The following is a 21940-nucleotide window of genomic DNA, read 5'->3' on the forward strand; positions in this document are numbered from 1 at the left end:
CTGCGCCATGCATGCCACGTCGACCCTCGCCCCTACGCCCGACCCGCGCCGCACCCACTGCCGCACCAGGCGCCGGCATACGCGCCTTCGCCTCGCGGCGAGCACGCTGGCGCTTGCCGGCCTCCATGCCACCGCATGGGCGGCGGGCATGCCGCCCGGCAAGATCGTGGCGATGAGTTTGCCGCAGTTGCGCGCCGCGCTGGACAGTGGCGCCCTCAGCGCCGAGGACCTGGTCGGCGCCTATCTGGCCCGCATCGAAGCCGGCGACCGTCGTGACCAGGGACCGCACGCGGTGATCGAAATCAATCCCCACGCCATGGCGCAGGCCAAGGCGTGGGACGCTGGACGCGGGCAGCGCGGCGCGGTCCAGCCGGGCGCCGCCCTGGGCGGCATCCCTTTCCTGGCCAAGGACAACTACGATGCCGCGGGCATGCCCACGACGGGCGGCTCCCTCGCACTGCGCACATCGGCGCCGGCGACGAACGCCTTCGTGATACAGCGCCTGCTGGATCAAGGCGCCATCCTGCTGGGCAAGACCAATTTGTCCGAGTTGGCGGCTTCCTATGGCTGGTATGGGTACAGCTCGGTGGGAGGCCAGACATTGAACCCCTACAACCCCCTGCGGACGGCGGACGGATCCAGCAGCGGCTCGGCGGCCGCCGTGGCCGCCGGGTACGCGCCCTTCGCGCTGGGGACCGACACGACCGGGTCCATACGCGCGCCCGCCAGCGTCACCGCGACGGTGGGAATGCGGACCACCCTGGGCCTGGTGAGCCGTTCGGGGATCATTCCCATGTCGCTCACCTCGGATGTGGCCGGCGTGATCACCAGGACCGTGGACGACCAGGCCATCGTGCTCGACGCGATCCAGGGCGAGGACAAGGACGATGGCGCCACGGTCGATGTCCCGCGTTCGCCGGGCCGCCTGTCGGCAGGGCTGGCCGGCGCCGTCCTCGCCGGCAAGTCGATCGGCGTGGTGGACAACTTCGACGGCGGCAGCGCCGACGTGGACGAGGTCAAGCGCAAGGCCGTCGCCGCGATGGAACGGGCTGGCGCCCGCATCGTCCATATTCGCCTTCCGGCGGACTATGCCACCTTGCAGCCGGACCTGCTGGGCCCCATCGGGCTGGCCGAATTCCGTCCGCAGTTCGAGGCCTACCTGGCGCGCCTGCCGGTCGGGCAGCCCCGCGACCTGCCGTCATTCCTGCGCGTGCTGGACGGCCTGACGGGGCAGGGAACGACGGTGATCAATCCGGGCCGCTACAAAGGGCTGGTGGAAAACCTGGAGACGCATACGACGGATTCGCCAGCCTACATCAGGATGCTGAGCGTGGTCATCCCCGCCTTGAAAGGCCGCCTGCTGGCGTTGATGGACCAGGGAGGCTACGACGCGCTGGTCTTTCCCACGCTCGCCTGCACGGCGCCCGTCGTTCCGGGCAAGGCCGATCCGACCTTCGTCTGCAAGACCTACGCCTACGCGGCGGGGAAGATCTCGTCCGCGACCGGTTTTCCCGAGATCACCGTGAACGGGGGCTGGGCGCCGGGCAATATGCCTGTCGGCATTTCCTTCCTGGGCCGGCCCGGCGATGACGCGAAGGTGCTGGCGCTGGCCGCCGCGTTCGAGCGCAGTGACGCCGGCGCGTCGGCCCGGCGCCAGCGTGAACGCAAGGCGGATCAGGAGTAGAGGGGTTCGGCTCAGGGTCGCTTGTGATGGGCGCGCAAGGTATCCAGGAAGGCCGTCAAGGCGCTGGACACGTAGGCATCCTGGCGGCGCACGAACTGCGTCTCGACCCTGGCCTGTTGCGGCGGCAACTTGTGCAGGCTTACCCGTCCCGCCTTGGCGGCGTCCGCCACCACCAGCCGCGGCAGCAGGGTCACGCCTATGCCGGCCGATACGCAGCTCACGATCGTGTCCAGCGACCCGAACTCCAGCGGCTGCGTGGCCACGATGCCTCTTTCGGCGAGAAAGGCCTCCAGACGCTGCCGATAGGAGCAGCCCGCCTGGAATACGATCGTGCGCAAGTCGGGCAGGCCCGCAAGGTCCTTCAAGGACTTCAGCGCGGGGCAGGCGACCATGACGAGCTCCTCGACGAAGACCGGCGTGGCCGCCAGGCCCGGATGATGGACGGGGCCGGCGACGAAGGCGCCGTCGTAGCGATAGTCGATGACATCCTGCACGAGTTGCGCGGTGGTGCCCGTGGACATCACCAATCGCACGTCGGGATAGGCACGGGCATAGGCCGTCAACGCGGGCGACAGCCGCAGGGCCGTGGTCGTCTCCAGCGCCCCCAGCGTCAACGTCCCTTGCGGCCGGCCGTCGTCGCGCGCCGCCGTACCCGCTTCCGCCAGCAACCGGGCGATACGCCCCGCATAGGGCAGCACGCGCTGGCCCGCGGCCGTCATGGCGACGCCGCGCGGGTGCCGCTGGAAGAGCGGCAGCCCCAATTCTTCCTCCAGCGCACGGATTCTCGCCGTGACGTTGGATTGGACGGTGTGCAATTCCGCCGCGGCCTTGTTCATGCTGCCGTGCCGCGCGACGGCTTCGAAGGTCTTGAGATCAGCCAGGTCCATGGTATTGCTCGTATAAAGTGCGTTGGTCCGCGACGGCCGCTACCGTCGCTGTTGTCGCTCACCGCTCACTGCTCACTGCTCACTGCTCGGCGCTCGGCGCTAGCGTCACCACGTTAACGCGCCGACGCCTGTCGCGGGCATATCATAAATACAGATAGCCACAATCAAATATATTCGCTTCTTCAGATAAATGATGGCGCGTAAGCTGCACCTATCTGATTTGAAGAAGGATGTTGACCATGGACGGGTCGACGACATCGCGCTCCACCGGGGCGGCGCGCAAGGGCCAGGCAGGTGCGGCCTGGGGCATCGTGGCGGGCTTCAGCGCCAGCCTGGTGGGAATAGGGTTGGCGCGCTTCGCCTATACGCCTTTGCTGCCGGCCATCATCGACGCGCACTGGTTCGCGCCTTCGGTGGCCGCGTACCTGGGCGCCGCCAACCTCGCCGGCTACCTGGCCGGCGCGCTGGCAGGCAGACCACTGGCGGCGCGCATGTCCAGCGCCGTCATCCTGCGCGCCATGATGCTGCTGGCGACCGCCGCGTTCTTCGCCTGCGCCTATCCGCTGTCTTTCGCCTGGTTCTTCGCGTGGCGCTTTCTTGCCGGCCTGGCGGGCGGTGCGCTGATGGTGTTGGCCGCGCCTGCCGTATTGCCGCTGGTGCCGCCGTCGCGGCGCGGGCTGGCGGGGGGCATCATTTTCACGGGAGTGGGCGCAGGGGTGGCCTTGTCCGGCACGTTGGTGCCGCTATGGCTGCGCCAGGGCGTGGGCGCGACCTGGCTGGGCCTGGGCGTGCTGTCCCTGGCGCTGACGGCGATCGCGTGGAAGGGATGGCCCGCGGGCGGCAGCCAGGCTGCGCCTTCAGCGCCCTCGGCGCCCGCGCATCATCGCGCCCCGGCGGCGCATGGGCGGACCTTGCGTGCCCTTTACGCCGAGTACGCGCTGAACGCCGCCGGCTGGGTGCCGCACATGATCTTCCTGGTCGACTTCGTGGCGCGTGGCCTGGGCAAGGGCTTGCAGGCGGGGGCGCAGTACTGGGTGTTGTTCGGCATAGGCGCGACCGTGGGGCCGGTCCTGGCGGGGCTGCTGGCCGACAGGGTGGGGTTCGGCTGGGCCCTGCGCCTGGCCTTCATCCTCGAAGCCTTGGCGGTCCTCGTGCCGGCCCTGGGCTGGAGCGAAGGCTGGCTGGTCGCTTCCAGCATGGTGGTCGGGGCCTTCGTCACGGGCACCGTCCCGCTGGTGCTGGGGCGCGTGCACGAATTGCTGGCGCACCATCCGGCGCAACAGGGGCCGGCCTGGCGCACGGCGACGGTGGGCTTCGCGCTCTTCCAGGCCGTGGCCGCCTACGGTCTGTCCTTCCTCTTCTCCAGCAACGGCCATGACTACGCGCAGCTTTTCATTCTTGGGACCGCGGCCATGGTGCTGGCCTTGCTGATCGACGTGGCGGTGGCTGCCACGGCCCGCCCCGACGATGGTGCTGCCTAGGCTGCGTCGGTGGGCAGCAGGCCTTCGATGGCAGCCCACAATTCCCCCGGATGGTCCGCGCGTGCGTCGGCTTCCCACAAGGTGATGTCCTCGTCGCCGCCAAGATAGCCATAGGCCGCTGCGATGGCGGGCATCCCGGCCGCGTGCGCGGCCTGCACGTCGCGCAGGTCGTCGCCGATATAGACGCAACGATCCGGCGTATACCCCGCCGCCTTGGCGGCATGCAGCAAGGGGTCGGGGTAGGGCTTGGCGCGGCCCACGGTATCGCCGCAGACCAGGACCGCCGTGGATTGCGCCAATCCCAGGTGGGCAACGACCGGTTCGGCCAGATAGGTCACCTTGTTGGTGACGATGCCCCAGGCATGGCCGCGCGCCTCGATGTCGCGCAACAACTCCGCGATGCCGGGAAAAAGCCGGCTATGCACGGTGGAGTTGGCGGCGTAGTCCGCCAGGAAGTCGGCGCGGGTGGCCTCGAATTCCGGATGGTCCGGCAGCATGTCCAAGGCGACGCGCAGCAGGCCGCGTGCGCCTTGCGACGCCACGGGGCGCAGGATCTCGAAGGGCATCGGTTCCAGGCCGCGGCGGGTGCGTTGCCGGTTGGCCGCGGCCGCCAGGTCGGGGGCGGTATCGGCCAGCGTGCCGTCGAAGTCGAAAAGAATCAGCGATTTCATTTGCGGGTCGCCATCAGGTAGTTGACCGAGGTGTCGCCGGACAACCCGTAGACCTTGGTGAACGGGTTGTACTGCATCCCGGCCATGCGCACCGCGGCCAGGCCGGACTGCCGTACCGCGGCAGCCAGCTCGCTGGGCTTGATGAAATTCTCGTAGCTGTGCGTTCCCCTGGGCAGCAGCCGCAGGACATGCTCGGCGCCCACGATGGCGTAGAGGAAGGACTTGGGATTGCGATTCAAGGTGGAGAAAAAGACCCAGCCGCCAGGCTTGGCCAGGTCCGCGCAGGCCCGCACGATGGAGGCCGGATCCGGCACGTGCTCCAGCATCTCCATGCACGTCACGACGTCGTAGCGTTCGGGTTGCTCGCGCGCCAGGTCTTCCACCGGCACGGCGCGGTACTCGACTTTCACGCCGGATTCGAGGCCGTGCAGTCGAGCCACCTTGAGGGATTTCTCCGCCAGGTCGATGCCGGTCACGGTGGCGCCCGCCGCCGCCATGCTCTCGGCCAGGATGCCGCCGCCGCAACCCACGTCCAGGACCTGCTTGCCGTCCAGGCTGCCGGCGATTTCCTGGATCCAGTCCAGGCGCAGGGGGTTGATCGCGTGCAAGGGCGCGAATTCGCTGTCCGGATCCCACCAGCGCGCCGCCAGGGCACTGAATTTGGCCAACTCGGCCTGGTCAACGTTCACGCGGGATTCAGTAGAGGTGCTCATCGCTATCCGGGGAATAAATCAGCCACTAATTATATAGAGCGTATATAGCGAGGCGCCGGGGCCCGCACCGCGCGCGGGTGTCGCGGGGGAAAAAGGGCCAGGCGGGCCAGAAGGGCCAACAGGAGCAGAAAGCATCTTCCTGGGGCGGCCCCCTGCCGCGCAATAAAAAAAGGCCTCGCAATCGCGAGGCCTTTGATTCGTAGCGACCAGCGCTACGGCGGTAGTCGCAATTACTTGCGGGTACCGACGATTTCGATTTCCACACGGCGGTTCTGAGCACGACCTTCCTTGGTCTTGTTCGTCGCCACGGGCTGGCTCTTGCCCTTGCCTTCCGTGTAGATACGGTTGGGATCGATGCCCTTGCTGACCAGGTACGACTTGACCGCGGCGGCACGGCGCTCGGACAGCTTCTGGTTGTAGGCAACGGTACCGATCGAGTCGGTGTGACCAACGGCAATGATGGTTTCCAGATCGATGCTGCGAGCTTGCGTAGCAACCTGATCCAGCAACTGACGGCCTTCCGGCTTCAGCGTCGCCTTGTCGAAGTCGAAGAAGGTGTCGGCGTTGAAAACAACCTTGCTCGCCATCGGGGTCGGAGCGGCCGGCTTGGCAGCTTGGGCGACCGGCACGCCATCACAACCGGGGATGCCGGTCGCGGGAGTCCAGAACGCATCGCGCCAGCACAGTTCGTTCGTGCCGTTCTTCCAGACGTTGCCGAAAGGATTGCGCCAGTTGTCCACGGTCTGGGCCGAGGCTGCACCGGAGGCCGTGACGGCGGCAAAGGCAAGCGCCAGAGCGAATTTGGAGGGTTTATTCATGTTTCTCCTCGTTGAGCTTGAAGCTGGATAAGTGACTCGCAGCGAACCCCCGCCGCATATCAGGAAAACGGGGCCAGTATAGCAACGCCAAGAACGACTTCAAAGGAATCGCGACTGGGTTTCCTGCGTGCTGGAAACAATCTTAAGGCATTTGTCGTGCCCTGGCAGGCGCATTCATGCCCTAGACGGCCATTTCCCCGCCCATGGCTGGCGCGATGTTGGTTTTAGACAACAGGAACAACGGGCAAGCGGCGGGCGGGCGCTGCGGTCATTTCGTTACAGATGCGGCCACGGCAGGGCGCGCAGTGTGACACGTCCGACAGCCGCTGGAAAGGGGGCGGGCGGGGCGCACGCGGTACGTCGCCGCCTCCGTCGAAGGGCGGCGGGAGGGCCGGGGACGAGGCGCGATTTTGGGGAGTGATAGAATTTCCTGTTTGCCGCCCCTCGGGCGCGCGCCCGCCTTTTACGCTTCCGTCCCTACGTATATATATATGGATTCCTTCGCCAAGGAGACGCTTCCGGTATCGCTGGAAGAAGAGATGCGCCGTAGCTACCTCGATTACGCCATGAGCGTGATCGTGGGGCGGGCACTACCAGATGTACGCGACGGCCTGAAACCCGTGCATCGCCGGGTCCTGTTCGCGATGCATGAGCTGAACAACGATTGGAACCGGGCCTACAAGAAGTCCGCCCGTATCGTCGGCGATGTCATCGGTAAATATCACCCGCACGGAGACCAGGCCGTCTACGACTCCATCGTTCGCATGGCGCAGGATTTCTCCATGCGCTACATGCTGGTGGATGGCCAGGGCAACTTCGGGTCCATCGACGGCGACAACGCCGCCGCCATGCGTTACACCGAAATCCGCCTGGCCAAGATCGCCCACGAGTTGCTGGCCGATATCGACCAGGAAACCGTCGATTTCGGTCCCAACTACGACGGCAGCGAAAAAGAACCGCTGCTGTTGCCGTCGCGCCTGCCCAACCTGCTGGTCAACGGCAGTTCCGGCATCGCGGTGGGCATGGCGACCAATATCCCGCCGCACAACCTGTCGGAAGTCGTCGACGGCTGCCTGTACTGCCTGCGTAATCCTGAGTGCTCCGTGGATGAGCTGATCGAACTGATCCCCGCGCCGGACTTTCCCACCGGCGGCATCATCTACGGCATGTCCGGGGTGCGCGAGGGTTACCGCACCGGCCGCGGCCGGGTGGTCATGCGCGCCAAGACGCACTTCGAGGACATGGAGAAGGGCAACCGCCAGGCCATCGTGGTCGACGCCATCCCCTTCCAGGTCAACAAGAAGTCCTTGCAGGAACGCATCGCCGAGCTGGTCAACGAGAAGAAGATCGAGGGCATTTCCGATATCCGCGACGAGTCGGACAAGGACGGGATGCGCCTGGTCATCGAGCTCAAGCGCGGCGAAGTGCCCGAGGTGGTGCTCAACAACCTGTACAAGAACACCCAGCTGCAGGACACCTTCGGGATGAACCTGGTGGCGCTGGTCGACGGCCAGCCGCGCCTGCTCAACCTGAAGCAGATGGTGGAGTACTTCCTCCAGCACCGGCGCGAGGTCGTCACCCGCCGCACGGTGTTCCAGCTGCGCAAGGCGCGCGAGCGCGGCCACGTGCTCGAAGGCCTGGCGGTAGCGCTGGCCAACATCGACGATTTCATCGAAATCATCAAGGCGGCGCCGACGCCGCCCGTGGCGCGCCAGGAGTTGATGGCGCGCTCCTGGGATTCGTCCCTGGTGCGCGAGATGCTGCAGCGGGCCGACGGCGACACCCCGGGAGGCATCGCCGCCTACCGTCCGGAAGACCTGTCCCCGTCCTATGGCATGCAGGCCGACGGCCTGTATCGCCTGAGCGACACGCAGGCGCAGGAAATCCTGAACATGCGCCTGCAACGCCTGACCGGGCTGGAGCAGGACAAGATCGTCGGCGAGTACAAGGATGTGATGGCGAACATCGCCGATCTGCTCGATATCCTCGCCAAACCGGAGCGTATCACCACGATCATCGGCGACGAGCTGCAGGCCATCAAGGCCGAGTTCGCCACTGGGGCCAAGGACGAGCGCCGTTCGGAAATCGAACTGAACGCAACCGAACTGGACACCGAAGACCTGATCACGCCCACCGACATGGTGGTGACGTTGTCGCATGGCGGCTACATCAAGAGCCAGCCCCTGTCCGAATACCGGTCGCAGAAGCGCGGCGGCCGTGGCAAGCAGGCCACGGCAATGAAGGACGACGACTGGATCGACCAGTTGTTCATCGCCAACACCCATGACTACCTGCTCTGCTTCTCCAACCGCGGCCGGGTCTACTGGCTGAAGGTATGGGAGGTGCCGCAGGGCACCCGTTCGTCGCGCGGCAAGCCCATCGTCAATATGTTCCCGCTGGCCGACGGCGAGAAGGTCAACGTGGTGCTGCCGGTCAAGGAGTTCAGCGACGATCACTACGTGTTCATGGCAACTTCGCGCGGTACCGTGAAGAAGACGCCGCTGTCCGACTTCTCCAACCCGCGCAAGGCCGGCATCATCGCCGTGGACCTCGACGATGGCGACTTCCTGATCGGCGCCGACCTCACCGACGGCAAGCATGACGTCATGATGTTCTCGGATGCCGGCAAGGCCGTGCGCTTCGACGAAAACGACGTGCGCCCGATGGGCCGCAACGCCCGTGGCGTGCGCGGCATGATGCTGGAGGACGGCCAGGCGGTGATCGCCATGCTGGTCGCCGGCGACGAAGCGCAGAGCGTGCTGACCGCCACCGAGAACGGCTACGGCAAGCGCACGCCCATTACCGAGTACACCCGGCACGGGCGCGGCACCAAGGGCATGATCGCCATCCAGACCACCTCGCGTAATGGCAAGGTGGTAGGCGCGGTGCTGGTCGATACCAGCGACGAGATCATGCTCATCACCACCGGCGGCGTGCTGGTGCGCACCCGGGTTTCGGAAATCCGCGAAATGGGGCGCGCTACCCAGGGCGTGACGTTGATCAGCGTGGACGACGGCAGCCATCTGTCCGGCGTGCGGCGCGTGGTCGAAAGCGATGCGGACGTGGATGTCGAGGCGGAAACGGAAGTGGACGCGGATGCTCAGGCCCCGGCGGCCGACGACGCGGCAAGTAATGCCGCGGACGGCGACGTGCCGGATACCGATCCTTCGGAACCTACGGAAGAATGATGAGTCGTCCCTGGAATTTTTCGGCGGGACCTTCGGCTTTGCCGGAGGCGGTGTTGCGGCAGGCGGCCGAGGAAATGCTCGACTGGCACGGCAGCGGCATGTCGGTGATGGAAATGAGCCATCGCGGCAAGCAGTTCGTGCAGATCTGCGACGAGGCGGAAACCGACCTGCGCGAACTGCTGGGCGCGCCCTCCGACTACGCCATCCTGTTCATGCAGGGCGGGGCATCGGGCGAGAACGCCATCATCCCGATGAACCTGATCAATCGGCGCGGCAGCGGCAAGGCGGATTTCGTGCTGACCGGCCAGTGGTCGGTGAAGTCGCAGAAGGAAGCCGTCCGCTATGGCGATATCGCCATAGCCGCCAGCGCCGGCAGCGAGACCACGCTGGACGGCCAGGTCTTCAAGCCCTGGACCTGGGTGCCGGCGGTCGACACCTGGAAGGTGCGCAAGGACGCCGCGTATCTGCACTTTTGCAGCAACGAGACCATAGGCGGCGTCGAGTTCAACGACTGGCCCACGCCGGAGAGCCTGGGCGCGCCCGACGTGCCGCTGGTGGTCGACGCCTCGTCGCACTTCCTGTCGCGTCCCATGGACGTCACCCGCGCCGGCCTGGTATTCGCCGGGGCGCAGAAAAACGCGGGGCCGGCCGGCGTGACCATCATGATGGTCAGGCGCGACCTCATCGGCCACGCATTGCCCATCTGCCCGTCGGCCTTCGATTACGTCAACGTGGCGGCCGACCATTCGCGCTACAACACGCCGCCCACCTACGCGATCTATATCGCGGGCCTGGTCTTCAAGTGGATCAAGGCGCAGGGCGGGGTGGAGGCGCTGGAAAAGGCCAATATCGCCAAGGCCGAGCTGCTGTACAACTACCTGGACAGCACGTCCTTCTATCGCAATCCGGTCCACGGCCCGGCGCGCTCGCGCATGAACGTGCCGTTCATCCTGCACGACGAATCGCTCAACGACGCCTTCCTCAAGGGCGCCGAGGCGGCCGGCCTGCTGGCGCTGAAGGGGCACAAGAGCGTCGGCGGCATGCGCGCGTCCATCTACAACGCCGTGCCGCTGGAGGCGGTCCAGGCCCTGGTGGCCTACCTGCGTGATTTCGAGCAACGCCATGGATGAAAACCTCGCCGCCAAGCTCAAGCCCCTGCGCGAGCGCATCGATGCGCTCGATGCGCAGATCCTGGAACTGCTGACGCAGCGGGCGCGCACGGCGCAGGAAGTCGGCGACGTCAAGCACGCCTTCCACGCCGACGGCCCGGTGCTGCGTCCGGACCGCGAGGCCGAAGTCATCCGCCGCCTGCAGTCTCTGAACCAGGGGCCCTTGCCCGCGGGCGCGGTCTCCGCCTTGTGGACGGAGATCATTTCGGCGTGCCGTGGACTGGAGCAGGGCCTGACCGTGGCCTTTCTCGGCCCGGAGGGTTCCTATTCGGAGCAGGCCGCGATGGAGCAGTTCGGCCATGCGGTCAACAAGCTGCCGTGTCCGTCGTTCGACGAGGTCTTCCGTGCCGTCGAGGCGGGGCAGGCCGATGTCGGCGTGGTCCCGGTGGAGAACTCCACCGAAGGCGCCGTCAATCGCACCCTGGACCTGTTGCTGAACACGCCGCTCAAGGTGATGGGCGAGCGTTCGCTGCTGATCCGGCATTGCCTGATGAGCCAGAGCGGTTCGCTGGACGGCGTGCGTACCATCATGGCCCATCCCCAGTCGCTGGCGCAATGCCAGGGCTGGCTCAACCGCAATTGCCCGCAACTGGCGCGCGCCGCCGCGTCCAGCAATGCCGAGGCGGTGCGCGTGGCATCGCAGGATCAGACCGTGGCGGCCATCGCCGGCGAGTCGGCCGCCGCGACCTGGGGCGTGCGCATCATCAGCGCCGGCCTCCAGGACGATGCGCAGAACCGCACGCGCTTCCTGGTCATCGGCAATATCGCATCCCTGCCCACCGGCAAGGACAAGAGCAGCCTGATCCTGGCGGTGCCCAATCGCGCGGGCGCGGTGTACGACATGCTGGCGCCGCTGGCCGAGAACAAGGTGTCGATGACGCGCTTCGAATCGCGGCCGGCGCGCACGGGGCAGTGGGAATACTATTTCTACGTCGATGTGCTGGGGCACGTCGGCGAGCCCCATGTGGCGCAGGCCTTCTCGGCCTTGCAGGCGCAAGCGGCATTCTTCAAGCTGCTCGGGTCCTATCCGGCGCAGTAGTGCCCTATTTGGTTCTGTCCGTTCCTCCCTACGCAGCAAGTCCATGACGACCGATAACAAAACCTACGACGCCCCCGCGCATGTCACCGCCATCGCTCCCTACCAGGCGGGCAAGCCCATCGAGGAACTGGCGCGCGAATTCGGGCTGGACCCGGCTCGCATCGTCAAGCTGGCGTCCAACGAGAATCCGCTGGGCATACCCGAGTCGGCTCGCCAGGCCATGCTCAAGGTGGCGGGCGGCCTGGGACGCTATCCGGACCCCAACGGCTTCGACCTGAAGTCCGCGCTGTCCCAACGCTACAACCTGCCGCTGGAATGGCTCACGCTGGGCAATGGCTCCAACGACATTCTCGAACTGGTGGCGCTGGCCTTGCTGGACGAGGGCACGTCCGCCGTCTATGCGCAGCACTCCTTCGCGGTCTACCGCCTGGCCACGCAAGCGCGCGGCGCCCGCCACATCATGGTGCCGGCACGCGACTATGGCCACGACCTGGATGCCATGCTGGCGGCCATCGAGAGCGATACGCGCGTCGTCTTCATCGCCAATCCGAACAATCCCACCGGCACATTCCAGCCGGCCGCGCGTATCGAGGCCTTCCTGGAGCAGGTCCAGGCGCGCCACGGCAACCATGTGGTGGTGGTGCTGGACGAGGCCTACAACGAGTACCTGGATCCGGAACTGCGCTTCGACAGCACCATGTGGGTCAAGCGCTTCCCCAACCTGGTGGTGTCGCGCACCTTCTCCAAGGCCTATGGCCTGGCGGGCCTGCGGGTGGGCTTCGCCGCCGCGCAGCCCGGGCTGACCGACATCCTCAATCGCGTGCGGCAGCCTTTCAACGTGAACTCGCTGGCGCAAGCCGCCGCGATCGCGGCCCTGGCGGACATGGACTTCCAGGCGCGCTCCTACCAGGTCAACAGGGAAGGCAAGGCGCAGCTTTGCAAGGCCTTCGATGCGCTGGGCCTGAAGTACGTGCCCAGCTACGGCAACTTCGTGCTGGTGCGCGTGGGCGACGCCGCGCGCATCAACCTGGAGTTGCTCAAGCGCGGCGTGATCGTGCGTCCGGTGACGGGCGACGGCCTGCCCGAGTTCCTGCGCGTGAGCATCGGCCTGCCGGAAGAGAACGAAACGTTCATTGCGGCGCTCAAGCAGATCCTGCAATCATGAGCAGCGCCGCCCAGCCGCCCGCGGGAGTCGCCATCAACCATGTCGCCGGCGCTGAACCGGAGCGAGGGCGGATAGTCGAACCCACGGGCGCGACCGCCGCCAAGGCCGCCACGGCCGCCACCGTCATGGGGCCGGCGATTCCGGTGCTTGCTGTCGTGGGCGTCGGACTGATCGGCGGCTCGTATGCCGCGGCCTTGCGCCGCGCCGGCCACGTCGGCCGGGTGCTGGGCGTGGGGCGCAACGCGCAATCGCTGGCGCGCGCCTACGAACTGGGCCTGATCGACGATACCGCCACGGCGGTCGAGGCGGCGGCGCAGGCCGACGTCATCATGCTGGCGGCGCCGGTCGGCGCCATGGCCAAGGTGTTGGCGGAAATGCGCCCCCATTTGAAGCCCGGCATCGTCATCACCGACGCGGGCAGCACCAAGGCCGAGGTCGTGCAGGCGGCGCGCGCCGCGCTCGGCGACCGCATCGACTGCTTCGTGCCGGGCCATCCCATCGCCGGCGGCGAGCGCGTCGGTCCGGACGCCGCGGACGCGGATCTCTATGCCGGCCGCAATGTCATCCTCACGCCCTTGCCGGAAAATGCGCCCCGCGATGTCGCCCTGGTGCGCGCATCCTGGGAAGCCTGCGGCGCCCACGTGCGTGAAATGGACGTGCAGGCGCACGATCGGGTCCTGGGTTCCATCAGCCACATGCCGCATTTCCTCGCCGCGGTCTACGTCGCGCAGGTCGCGCGCAGCGGGGACGCCGCCGAGCGCCTGGCGCTGGCCGGTTCCGGGTTCCGCGACTTCACGCGCATCGCCGCCGGCTCGACGGAAATGTGGCGCGACATCTTTCTTTCCAACCGCGAGGCGATGCTGACCGAGCTTGCCGCGCTGCGCGCGGTGCTGGACAGCGCCGAGCAGGCCCTGGAGCGGCGCGACGGCGCGGCCATGGAAGCCTTGCTGGAGGAGGCCGCGGTCTGCCGGCGCGGTTGGAAACTGGGAAATACGAAATGAGCAGTCAGTCTTATCTGGACCTGCCGCGTGCCGTCCAGGCCCGCGGCGTGGTCGCCATGCCGGGCTCCAAGAGCATTTCGAACCGGGTGCTGCTGCTGGCCGCGCTGGCGCAGGGTTCGACCGAGATCACGGGCCTGCTGGACTCCGACGATACCCGGGTGATGCTGGCGGCGCTGCGCGCGCTGGGCGTCGACGTGAAGGAGCAGGGCGGGGGGCAGGTGACGGTGCAAGGCGCGGGCCGCTTTCCGGTGGCGTCGGCGGACCTGTTCCTGGGCAATGCGGGCACCGCCATGCGGCCGCTGACGGCGGCGCTGGCCCTGATGGGTGGCGACTACCGCATGTCCGGCGTGCCGCGCATGCACGAGCGCCCCATCGGCGACCTGGCAGAATCCCTGCGCGGCCTCGGCGCCACCATCGAATACACCGGTCAGGAAGGCTATCCGCCATTGCGCATCGGCGCCGCCCATCTGCGCGCCGGCCAGGCCGCGCGCATGCCCGGCAACGTGTCCAGCCAGTTCCTGACCGCCTTGCTGCTGGCCGCGCCCATCCTGACCGCGACCACCGGCCAGCCCCTGGTCATCGACATCGTCGGCGACCTGATCTCCAAGCCCTATATCGAGATCACGCTGAACCTGATGGCGCGCTACGGCGTGCGCGTGGAGCGCGAGGGCTGGAGCCGCTTCACCGTGCCGGCCGAGGCCCGTTACGCCAGCCCCGGCCGCATCGCCGTCGAAGGCGACGCCTCGTCGGCGTCCTATTTCCTGGCCCTGGGCGCCATAGGCGGCGGTCCGGTACGGGTCACGGGCGTGGGCCGCGACAGCATCCAGGGCGACATCGCCTTCGCCGATACGCTGGAAGCCATGGGCGTGCGCATCGAGGCCGGTCCGGACTGGATCGAGGCCAGCGGGGTGCAGGCCGCGCGCGGCGGCAGGCTGCGCGCCTTCGATGCCGACTTCAACCTGATACCCGACGCCGCCATGACGGCCGCCGCGCTGGCCCTGTTCGCCGACGGGCCTTGCCGGCTGCGCAACATCGGCAGCTGGCGCGTGAAGGAGACCGACCGCATCCACGCCATGCAGACCGAACTGGAAAAGGTCGGCGCGACGGTCGAATCGGGGCCGGATTGGCTGCGCGTGACGCCGCCCGCGCAAGGCGCCTGGCGTGACGCGCGGATCGGTACGTGGGATGATCACCGGATGGCCATGAGCATGTCCCTGGCCGCATTCGGGCCGGCCGCTGTGCGCATCCTGGACCCGGGCTGCGTCAGCAAGACCTTCCCGACGTATTTCGACGTCTATGCCGCCCTGGTGGGCGGCGCGGCGACATCCGGGGGGCAATCATGAACGACGGACTCGTACCTGTCATCACCATCGACGGCCCGACGGCGTCGGGCAAGGGAACCGTGGCCCATGGCGTCGCGCGGCGCCTGGGGTTCGCCGTGCTGGACAGCGGCGCGCTCTATCGGCTGACCGCCCTGGCCAGCCTGCGGCGCGGCATCGTCGCCACGGATGAGCAGGCCGTGGCGGCCGTGGCCGAGGCGCTGGACGTGCGTTTCGACGGCGGCCACATCTACCTGGAGGGCCATGAGGCCGGCCACGACATCCGCCAGGAGCAGGTCGGCAACTTCGCCTCGCAGGTCGCCGCCTTCGGTTCCGTGCGCCAGGCGCTGCTGGCGCGCCAGCGCGCGTTTCGCCGGCCGCCGGGCCTGGTGGCCGACGGGCGGGATATGGGGACGGTCGTTTTTCCGGACGCCGTCTTGAAAGTGTTCCTGGTGGCGGACGTCAACGCGCGCGCGGAAAGACGGCGTAAGCAGTTGATGGAAAAGGGTATTTCTGCTAAATTGCAAGACCTGCTGCGCGATATGCGAGAGCGCGACGCGCGTGATACGCAGCGAGCCGTGGCCCCGCTGGCCCCGGCGGCCGATGCCCATACGCTGGATTCTTCCAGGATGACTGCCCAGGAAACCGTGCAGGCCATCATGGAGCTCTGGCAGGCGAAAGCCAAGGCCGAGGCCTGATTTTCCGGGCCAGGATTTTCAAGGCTTGAATAGCTCAAGCCCCGATTTTTGCAGTACATGGCAGTACCCGCCCCGTTCGCGGCATGTCCGGCATGGCCGGCCGCCAAGGATGGAATTGTTTAACTCCGCTGTCCCGGATGTTGCGTGACGGCGTGTTCTCAACCTGGCCCAATCCCGGGCCTATGGACCTAACCTTAATGTCTTCTCTTCCCAACACCACCGGCGGCGAAAGCTTTGCCGACCTGTTCGCTCAAAGCCTCCAGAACCAGGACATGAAGTCCGGCGAGGTCATCAGCGCCGAAGTCGTTCGCATCGACCACAATTTCGTCGTCGTCAACGCCGGCCTGAAGTCCGAAGCGCTGATCCCCCTGGAAGAGTTCCTGAACGACCAGGGCGAACTCGAAGTCCAACCGGGCGACTTCGTCTCGGTGGCGATCGACTCGCTTGAAAACGGCTACGGCGACACCATCCTGTCGCGTGACCGTGCCAAGCGCTTGTCGGCCTGGCTGCAACTGGAACAAGCCCTGGAAAATGGCGAACTGGTCACCGGCACCATCACCGGCAAGGTGAAGGGCGGCCTGACGGTCATGACCAACGGCATCCGCGCCTTCCTGCCCGGCTCGCTGGTCGACCTGCGTCCCGTCAAGGACACCACGCCGTACGAAGGCAAGACCCTGGAATTCAAGGTCATCAAGCTCGATCGCAAGCGCAACAACGTCGTGTTGTCGCGCCGCCAGGTGCTGGAAGCCAGCATGGGCGAAGAGCGCCAGAAGCTGCTGGAAACCCTGCACGAAGGTGCGGTGGTCAAGGGCGTGGTCAAGAACATCACCGACTACGGCGCGTTCGTCGACCTGGGCGGCATCGATGGCCTGCTGCACATCACCGACATGGCCTGGCGCCGTGTCCGCCACCCCTCCGAAGTCCTGCAAGTGGGTCAGGAAGTCGAAGCCAAGGTGCTCAAGTTCGACCAGGAAAAGAGCCGCGTCTCGCTGGGCGTCAAGCAGCTGGGCGAAGATCCGTGGGTCGGCCTGGCCCGCCGCTATCCGCAAGGCACCCGCCTGTTCGGCAAGGTCACCAACCTGACCGACTACGGCGCGTTCGTCGAAGTGGAAGCTGGCATCGAAGGCCTGGTGCACGTTTCGGAAATGGACTGGACCAACAAGAACGTCGATCCGCGCAAGGTTGTCACCCTGGGCGAAGAAGTCGAAGTCATGGTCCTGGAAATCGACGAAGACCGTCGCCGCATCTCGCTGGGCATGAAGCAGTGCCGCCAGAATCCGTGGGAAGAGTTCGCCACGAACTTCAAGCGCGGTGACAAGGTTTCGGGCGCGATCAAGTCGATCACCGACTTCGGCGTGTTCGTCGGCCTGCCCGGCGGCATCGATGGCCTGGTGCACCTGTCCGACCTGTCGTGGACGGAAACCGGCGAAGAAGCCGTGCGCAACTTCAAGAAGGGCGACGAGATCGAAGCCGTGGTCCTGGGCATCGATACCGACAAGGAACGCATCTCGCTGGGCATCAAGCAGCTGGAAGGCGACCCCTTCAACAACTTCGTCGCGACCTACGACAAGGGCGCCGTGGTTCCGGGCACCGTCAAGTCGGTCGAAGCCAAGGGCGCCGTGGTGACCCTGTCGGTGGACGTCGAAGGCTACCTGCGCGCCTCGGAAATTTCCTCGGGCCGTGTGGAAGACGCGACGACCGTGCTGAACGCCGGCGACAACATCGAAGCCATGATCATCAACATCGACCGCAAGACGCGTTCGATCCAGTTGTCGATCAAGGCGCGCGATAACGCCGAAACCGCCGATACCTTGCAGCGCATGTCGGATGCCAGCGCTTCGTCGGGCACCACCAACCTGGGTGCCCTGCTGAAGGCCAAGCTGGACCAACAGCGCAACGACGGTTAATGCGACGTGACCAAGTCGGAGCTGATCACCGCCTTGGCGGCCCGCTATCCGCAATTGGCCGCGCGTGACATCGTTTACGCCGTCAAGACCATGCTGGATGCAATGGCCCAGGCCTTGGCCTCGGGTCAGCGCATCGAGATCCGTGGGTTTGGCAGTTTCTCGTTGTCGCAGCGGTCGCCGCGGGTGGGCCGTAATCCGAAATCCGGCGAGCAAGTGCTGGTGCCTGGCAAGCAGGTGCCGCACTTCAAGGCCGGCAAGGAATTGCGCGAGCGCGTCGATCTGGTCGCCGATCCCTCCGCGTCGGACGACAAGCCTTCTTCGGAAGGCCCGTCCAATTCGGTCCGGTCGGACCTGGATCTTCACGTCATGCATTGAACAGGTGGCGTAGCCCTAACGGCTGGTCCGCCCCCGTCTTGTCGTCTAAAAGCCAAAAGACCCCGATGGGGTCTTTTGGCTTTTTCTTTTGGCTTTTTAAGCGCGTTCAATGCCCAAGTGTTTCAGACCCGGCCCCGGTATACCCGCTTCGCTTACAATCACGGGTTCCGCTGTTTCCTGGAGCATGCGTCATGCGCTACCTGGTCTGGGCCCTGAGATTGATCGTGTTCGTCGTGGTGCTGATGTTCGCGCTGAAGAACACCAATCCGGTCGCCGTCAATTTCTATAACGACTACGTCGTGCAGGGTGTGCCGCTGATCGTGGTCATGCTGATCACATTCGTCGTCGGCGCCATATTCGGCCTGCTGTTGACGGTGCCCGCGTCGATGCGCCGGCGCCGCGAGGCGCAACGCCTGCGCCGCGAGCTGGATCGTATCCAGGCGGCCGTCAACGGCCAGCAATCTCCGGCCGAGGTCGCGCCGGAAACCATTGCGCCGATGTCGCCGCTTTGATGGCGGCCAGCCCCGGCCTCGGCCTTTTCCCGCGGCGCACCGGCGCGCGCGTGGTCCTTTTTTGTTGCGAGAGCGCGCATCGTGGATTTTGAACCCTGGTGGCTGATTTTCGTCCCCGTCCTGTTTGCCCTGGGCTGGCTGGCGGCGCGGTTCGATATCCGGCAAATGCTGTCGGAAACGCGGGTGCTGCCCGACTCCTATTTCCGCGGCCTGAATTTCCTCCTCAATGAAGAGCCGGATCGGGCCATCGATGCCTTTGTCGAGGTGGCCAAGCTCGACCCGGAAACCACCGAATTGCACTTCGCCCTGGGCAGCCTGTTCCGGCGCCGGGGCGAAATGGAACGGGCCATCCGCGTCCATCAAAGCCTGCTGAATCGTGCCGACCTGCCCACGGCGGAGCGCGAGCACGCCCAGAACGAGTTGGCGCAGGACTTCCTGAAGGCGGGCATGCTGGATCGCGCCGAAGCCGGATTCAAGGCCTTGGCCGATAGCCGCTACGCCCTGGACGCCTTGCGGTCGCTCATCCGCATCTACGAATCCGAACATGACTGGCCGCGCGCGATCGACGCGGTCAAGACCTTGCGCGGCCTGGTCGACGAGCCGGTGCCCCAGCTGGTGCACTACCACTGCGAGCAGGCGCAGGCCGCGCTGGCGCAGAAGCCGTCCGATACCGATGCCGCGCAGGTGGCGCTGGATGCCGCCGATCACGCGGCCGGCCTTTCCGCCAAGGGCCTGCCCGCCAGCAAGGCGTCGCACGTGCGCATCGCCATGTTGCGGGCCGCCTTGGCGCGCCTGGAAGGCAACACCAAGCTCGAACGCATGCACCTGGAGTCGGTGCTGACCGACGAGCCGGACTACGCGGGGCTGGTGGCCGAGGCGCTGCTCGAGAGCTATCGCCAGGCCGGCGAGTCGGCCACGGTGCTGGACCTGCTGCAGAAGCAGTACGCCAAGCATCCTTCGCTGGACCTGTTCAACATCATCTTCCGCGAACTGCGGGCCCAGCAGGGCTCGGGTCCCGCCTGGGCATTCGCGCGCGGGGCCTTGCGCCTGCATCCCTCGCTGCTGGGCCTGGATCGCCTGCTGGAGGCCGAGCTGAGCGCGCCCGGGGATGACGGCGAGGCCAGTCCCGTGCCGGGCGCGGACCTGACGCTGCTGCGCAGCCTCATCCACAAGCACACCCAACGCCTGGACCGCTACGCTTGCCGCAATTGCGGATTCCAGGCGCGCCGGTACTATTGGCAGTGCCCCGGCTGCAATGCCTGGGAAACCTATTCGCCACGCAGGCTGGAAGAACTGGAATGAGCACGTTTCCCGTGGACGCCATAGCCCGCCGCCGCATCCTGGTGGTCGGCGATGTGATGCTGGACCGTTACTGGTTCGGCGAGGTCGACCGTATTTCGCCTGAAGCGCCGGTGCCCGTGGTGCGCGTGGCGCGCCGCGAGGACCGCCTGGGCGGCGCCGCCAACGTGGCGCGCAATATCGTGGCGCTGGGCGCGCAGGCGACCCTGGTGGGGATCGTCGGCGCCGACGAAGCGGGCGCCTGCATCCACAGACTGGCTGGCGAGGCGGGCATCCAGGCCGCGCTGGTCGCCGATGCCGGTCATCCCACCACGCTGAAAATGCGCGTGCTGGGCCGCCAGCAGCAGTTGCTGCGCGTCGATTTCGAGGAACATCCCGGCGCCGTCGCGCTGGACGGCGTCGACGCCGAGGTGGCGAGCCACCTGGCCGGCCACGACGTGGTGGTCCTGTCGGACTATGCCAAGGGCGCGCTGACGCGCGTCCAGGGCCTGATCGCGGCCGCGCGCGCCGCCGGCGTGCCGGTGCTGGTCGACCCCAAGGGCGACAACTACACCCCCTACATGGGCGCCACGCTGGTGACGCCCAACCGTTCGGAAATGCAGCAGGCGGTGGGGCGCTGGCAGTCCGAAGCCGACCTGGACGCACGCGCCCAGCGCTTGCGCGGCGAACTGCAATTGGAGGCCTTGCTCGTGACCCGTTCCGAGCAGGGCATGACCCTGTTTACCGGCGCGGGCCGCGAGCACGTGGACGCCCAGGCGCATGAGGTGTTCGACGTGTCCGGCGCGGGCGACACCGTGCTGGCCACGCTGGCCGTCACGCGCGCGGTAGGCATGGATTGGCCCGACGCCATGCGCTGGGCCAACCGCGCGGGCGGCATCGTGGTCGGCAAGCTGGGCACGTCCACCGTCAGCGCGCAGGAATTGGGAGAACTATCATGATCGTAGTGACCGGCGCGGCCGGCTTTATCGGCAGCAACCTGGTGCGCGGGCTGAACCGCCGCGGCATCCGCGACATCATCGCGGTCGACGATCTGACCGAGGGCGACAAGTTCGTCAACCTGGTCGATTGCCAGATCGCCGACTATCTCCACAAGGACGAATTCCGCCGTCGCGTCGAGGGCGGCGACCTGCCCGAGCTGCGCGCCGTGCTGCACCAGGGGGCCTGCTCGGACACCACGGAGCGCAACGGCCATTACATGATGGACAACAACTACCGCGTGACGCGCGAGTTGTTCGAGTACTGCCAGGGCCAGTGCGTGCCTTTCCTCTATGCGTCGTCGGCGGCCACCTATGGCTCGCCCCAGGCCTATGTCGAGGAGCCCGCCAACGAAGCGCCCCTGAACGTCTATGGCTACTCCAAGCTGTTGTTCGACCAGGTCTTGCGCACTCGCCTGCACGCGCTGACCGCGCAGGTGGTGGGCTTGCGCTATTTCAACGTCTACGGTCCCCACGAGCAGCACAAGGGCCGCATGGCGTCCGTGGCCTTCCACAACATGAACCAGTTCCTGGCCGAGGGGCATGTGCGCCTGTTCGAAGGCTGGGATGGCTACGAGAACGGCGGGCAGAGCCGGGATTTCATTTCGGTCGAGGATGTGGTGGCGGTCAACCTGCATTTCCTCGACAACCCCGACAAGTCCGGCATCTTCAACTGCGGCACGGGCCGGGCCCAGCCGTTCAACGACGTGGCGGCGGCGGTGGTCAATGCCTTGCTGGCCGAGCAGGGCCACGCGCCCCAGCCGCTGGAAGCGCTGGTGGCGCAGGGCTTGATCCGCTATATCCCATTCCCCGAGGACCTCAAGGGGCGTTACCAAAGCTTCACGCAGGCCGATACGTCGCGCTTGCGCGCCGCCGGTTTCACCCAGCCCATGCGCGATGTGCAGACGGGCGTGGCGGAATACGTGCGCTACTGGCGTGAGCGTGGCAAGGCCGGCAAGGCTGCGTAGTCTCCCGCATGGATGTTTTGCTGACCGGCGGCCTCGCGGACCGTCCGGCCGGCGCAAGATGGATGGACGGCG

At 66.6% G+C, this 21940-nt stretch carries 19 protein-coding genes; 15 read left to right on the top strand and 4 right to left on the bottom strand.

Features of this window, described 5'->3' with window-relative positions:
- Window positions 1–7: 7 nt before the first annotated feature.
- Complete coding sequence (locus C7R54_RS26300; protein ID WP_129153877.1) at window positions 8–1684, top strand: amidase; 1677 nt, start codon at window positions 8–10, stop codon at window positions 1682–1684.
- Window positions 1685–1695: 11 nt separating this feature from the next.
- Here the strand turns inward: C7R54_RS26300 and C7R54_RS26305 are convergent, their stop codons facing one another.
- Window positions 1696–2571 carry a LysR family transcriptional regulator gene (locus tag C7R54_RS26305; RefSeq protein WP_129153878.1) on the bottom strand — a complete coding sequence of 292 codons (876 nt, stop codon included), beginning with the start codon at window positions 2569–2571 and terminating at the stop codon, window positions 1696–1698.
- 239 nt (window positions 2572–2810) lie between these two features.
- Here C7R54_RS26305 and C7R54_RS26310 point away from each other — a divergent pair, with 239 nt between their 5' ends.
- Window positions 2811–4052, top strand: coding sequence for a YbfB/YjiJ family MFS transporter (locus tag C7R54_RS26310; protein ID WP_129153879.1), 1242 nt, complete (start codon window positions 2811–2813; stop codon window positions 4050–4052).
- Here C7R54_RS26310 and C7R54_RS26315 read toward each other — a convergent pair.
- The 3 genes from C7R54_RS26315 to ompA all read right to left on the bottom strand — a co-directional run bounded on the left by C7R54_RS26315 (window position 4049) and on the right by ompA (window position 6254).
- Complete coding sequence (locus tag C7R54_RS26315) at window positions 4049–4723, bottom strand: HAD-IA family hydrolase (RefSeq protein WP_129153880.1); 675 nt, start codon at window positions 4721–4723, stop codon at window positions 4049–4051. The genes C7R54_RS26310 and C7R54_RS26315 overlap by 4 nt on opposite strands.
- On the bottom strand, window positions 4720–5436 hold the full coding sequence (gene ubiG / locus C7R54_RS26320; protein ID WP_129153881.1) for a bifunctional 2-polyprenyl-6-hydroxyphenol methylase/3-demethylubiquinol 3-O-methyltransferase UbiG: 717 nt from the start codon (window positions 5434–5436) through the stop codon (window positions 4720–4722). Before ubiG ends, C7R54_RS26315 begins: the two co-directional genes overlap by 4 nt.
- Window positions 5437–5666: 230 nt before the next feature.
- Entirely contained in the window at window positions 5667–6254 is a 588-nt protein-coding gene (gene ompA, locus C7R54_RS26325; protein ID WP_129153882.1) for an outer membrane protein OmpA, read from the bottom strand.
- 491 nt (window positions 6255–6745) lie between these two features.
- On the opposite strand from ompA, the gene gyrA reads away from it, so the two are divergent.
- The 13 genes from gyrA (at window position 6746) to rfaD (ending at window position 21868) form a co-directional block, all read left to right on the top strand.
- The gene (gene gyrA / locus C7R54_RS26330; protein ID WP_129153883.1) at window positions 6746–9442 is read left to right on the top strand and encodes a DNA gyrase subunit A; all 2697 of its coding nucleotides are present in this window, start codon (window positions 6746–6748) and stop codon (window positions 9440–9442) included.
- Entirely contained in the window at window positions 9439–10572 is a 1134-nt protein-coding gene (gene serC / locus C7R54_RS26335) for a 3-phosphoserine/phosphohydroxythreonine transaminase (RefSeq protein ID WP_129153884.1), read from the top strand. Before gyrA ends, serC begins: the two co-directional genes overlap by 4 nt.
- On the top strand, window positions 10565–11650 hold the full coding sequence (gene pheA / locus C7R54_RS26340; RefSeq protein ID WP_129153885.1) for a prephenate dehydratase: 1086 nt from the start codon (window positions 10565–10567) through the stop codon (window positions 11648–11650). Before serC ends, pheA begins: the two co-directional genes overlap by 8 nt.
- 43 nt (window positions 11651–11693) lie before the next feature.
- On the top strand, window positions 11694–12815 hold the full coding sequence (hisC, locus tag C7R54_RS26345) for a histidinol-phosphate transaminase (RefSeq protein WP_129153886.1): 1122 nt from the start codon (window positions 11694–11696) through the stop codon (window positions 12813–12815).
- Window positions 12816–12940: 125 nt separating this feature from the next.
- Window positions 12941–13816, top strand: a complete 876-nt coding sequence (locus C7R54_RS26350; protein ID WP_129154064.1) for a prephenate dehydrogenase — start codon at window positions 12941–12943, stop codon at window positions 13814–13816.
- On the top strand, window positions 13813–15159 hold the full coding sequence (gene aroA, locus C7R54_RS26355) for a 3-phosphoshikimate 1-carboxyvinyltransferase (protein ID WP_129153887.1): 1347 nt from the start codon (window positions 13813–13815) through the stop codon (window positions 15157–15159). The genes C7R54_RS26350 and aroA overlap by 4 nt, the downstream gene beginning before the upstream one ends.
- Window positions 15156–15833, top strand: a complete 678-nt coding sequence (gene cmk / locus C7R54_RS26360; protein ID WP_129153888.1) for a (d)CMP kinase — start codon at window positions 15156–15158, stop codon at window positions 15831–15833. Before aroA ends, cmk begins: the two co-directional genes overlap by 4 nt.
- A gap of 182 nt (window positions 15834–16015) precedes the next feature.
- Window positions 16016–17740 (top strand): 30S ribosomal protein S1, encoded by a 1725-nt coding sequence (gene rpsA / locus C7R54_RS26365; RefSeq protein ID WP_377814800.1) that lies wholly within the window; start codon window positions 16016–16018, stop codon window positions 17738–17740.
- Window positions 17741–17746: 6 nt separating this feature from the next.
- Window positions 17747–18115: an integration host factor subunit beta gene (locus tag C7R54_RS26370; RefSeq protein WP_129153890.1), complete on the top strand. Its 369-nt coding sequence runs from the start codon at window positions 17747–17749 to the stop codon at window positions 18113–18115.
- A gap of 191 nt (window positions 18116–18306) precedes the next feature.
- Window positions 18307–18627, top strand: coding sequence for a LapA family protein (locus tag C7R54_RS26375; RefSeq protein WP_129153891.1), 321 nt, complete (start codon window positions 18307–18309; stop codon window positions 18625–18627).
- Between the two features lie 81 nt (window positions 18628–18708).
- Window positions 18709–19929, top strand: a complete 1221-nt coding sequence (lapB, locus tag C7R54_RS26380) for a lipopolysaccharide assembly protein LapB (protein ID WP_129153892.1) — start codon at window positions 18709–18711, stop codon at window positions 19927–19929.
- On the top strand, window positions 19926–20864 hold the full coding sequence (rfaE1, locus tag C7R54_RS26385) for a D-glycero-beta-D-manno-heptose-7-phosphate kinase (RefSeq protein WP_129153893.1): 939 nt from the start codon (window positions 19926–19928) through the stop codon (window positions 20862–20864). The genes lapB and rfaE1 overlap by 4 nt, the downstream gene beginning before the upstream one ends.
- A complete protein-coding gene (gene rfaD, locus C7R54_RS26390) occupies window positions 20861–21868 on the top strand; it encodes an ADP-glyceromanno-heptose 6-epimerase (RefSeq protein WP_129153894.1) in 1008 nt (335 codons plus the stop codon). The genes rfaE1 and rfaD overlap by 4 nt, the downstream gene beginning before the upstream one ends.
- Window positions 21869–21940 lie beyond the last annotated feature (72 nt).

It is taken from the genome of Achromobacter aloeverae, assembly GCF_004121055.1.
Classification (GTDB): Bacteria; Pseudomonadota; Gammaproteobacteria; order Burkholderiales; family Burkholderiaceae_B; genus Bordetella_C; species Bordetella_C aloeverae.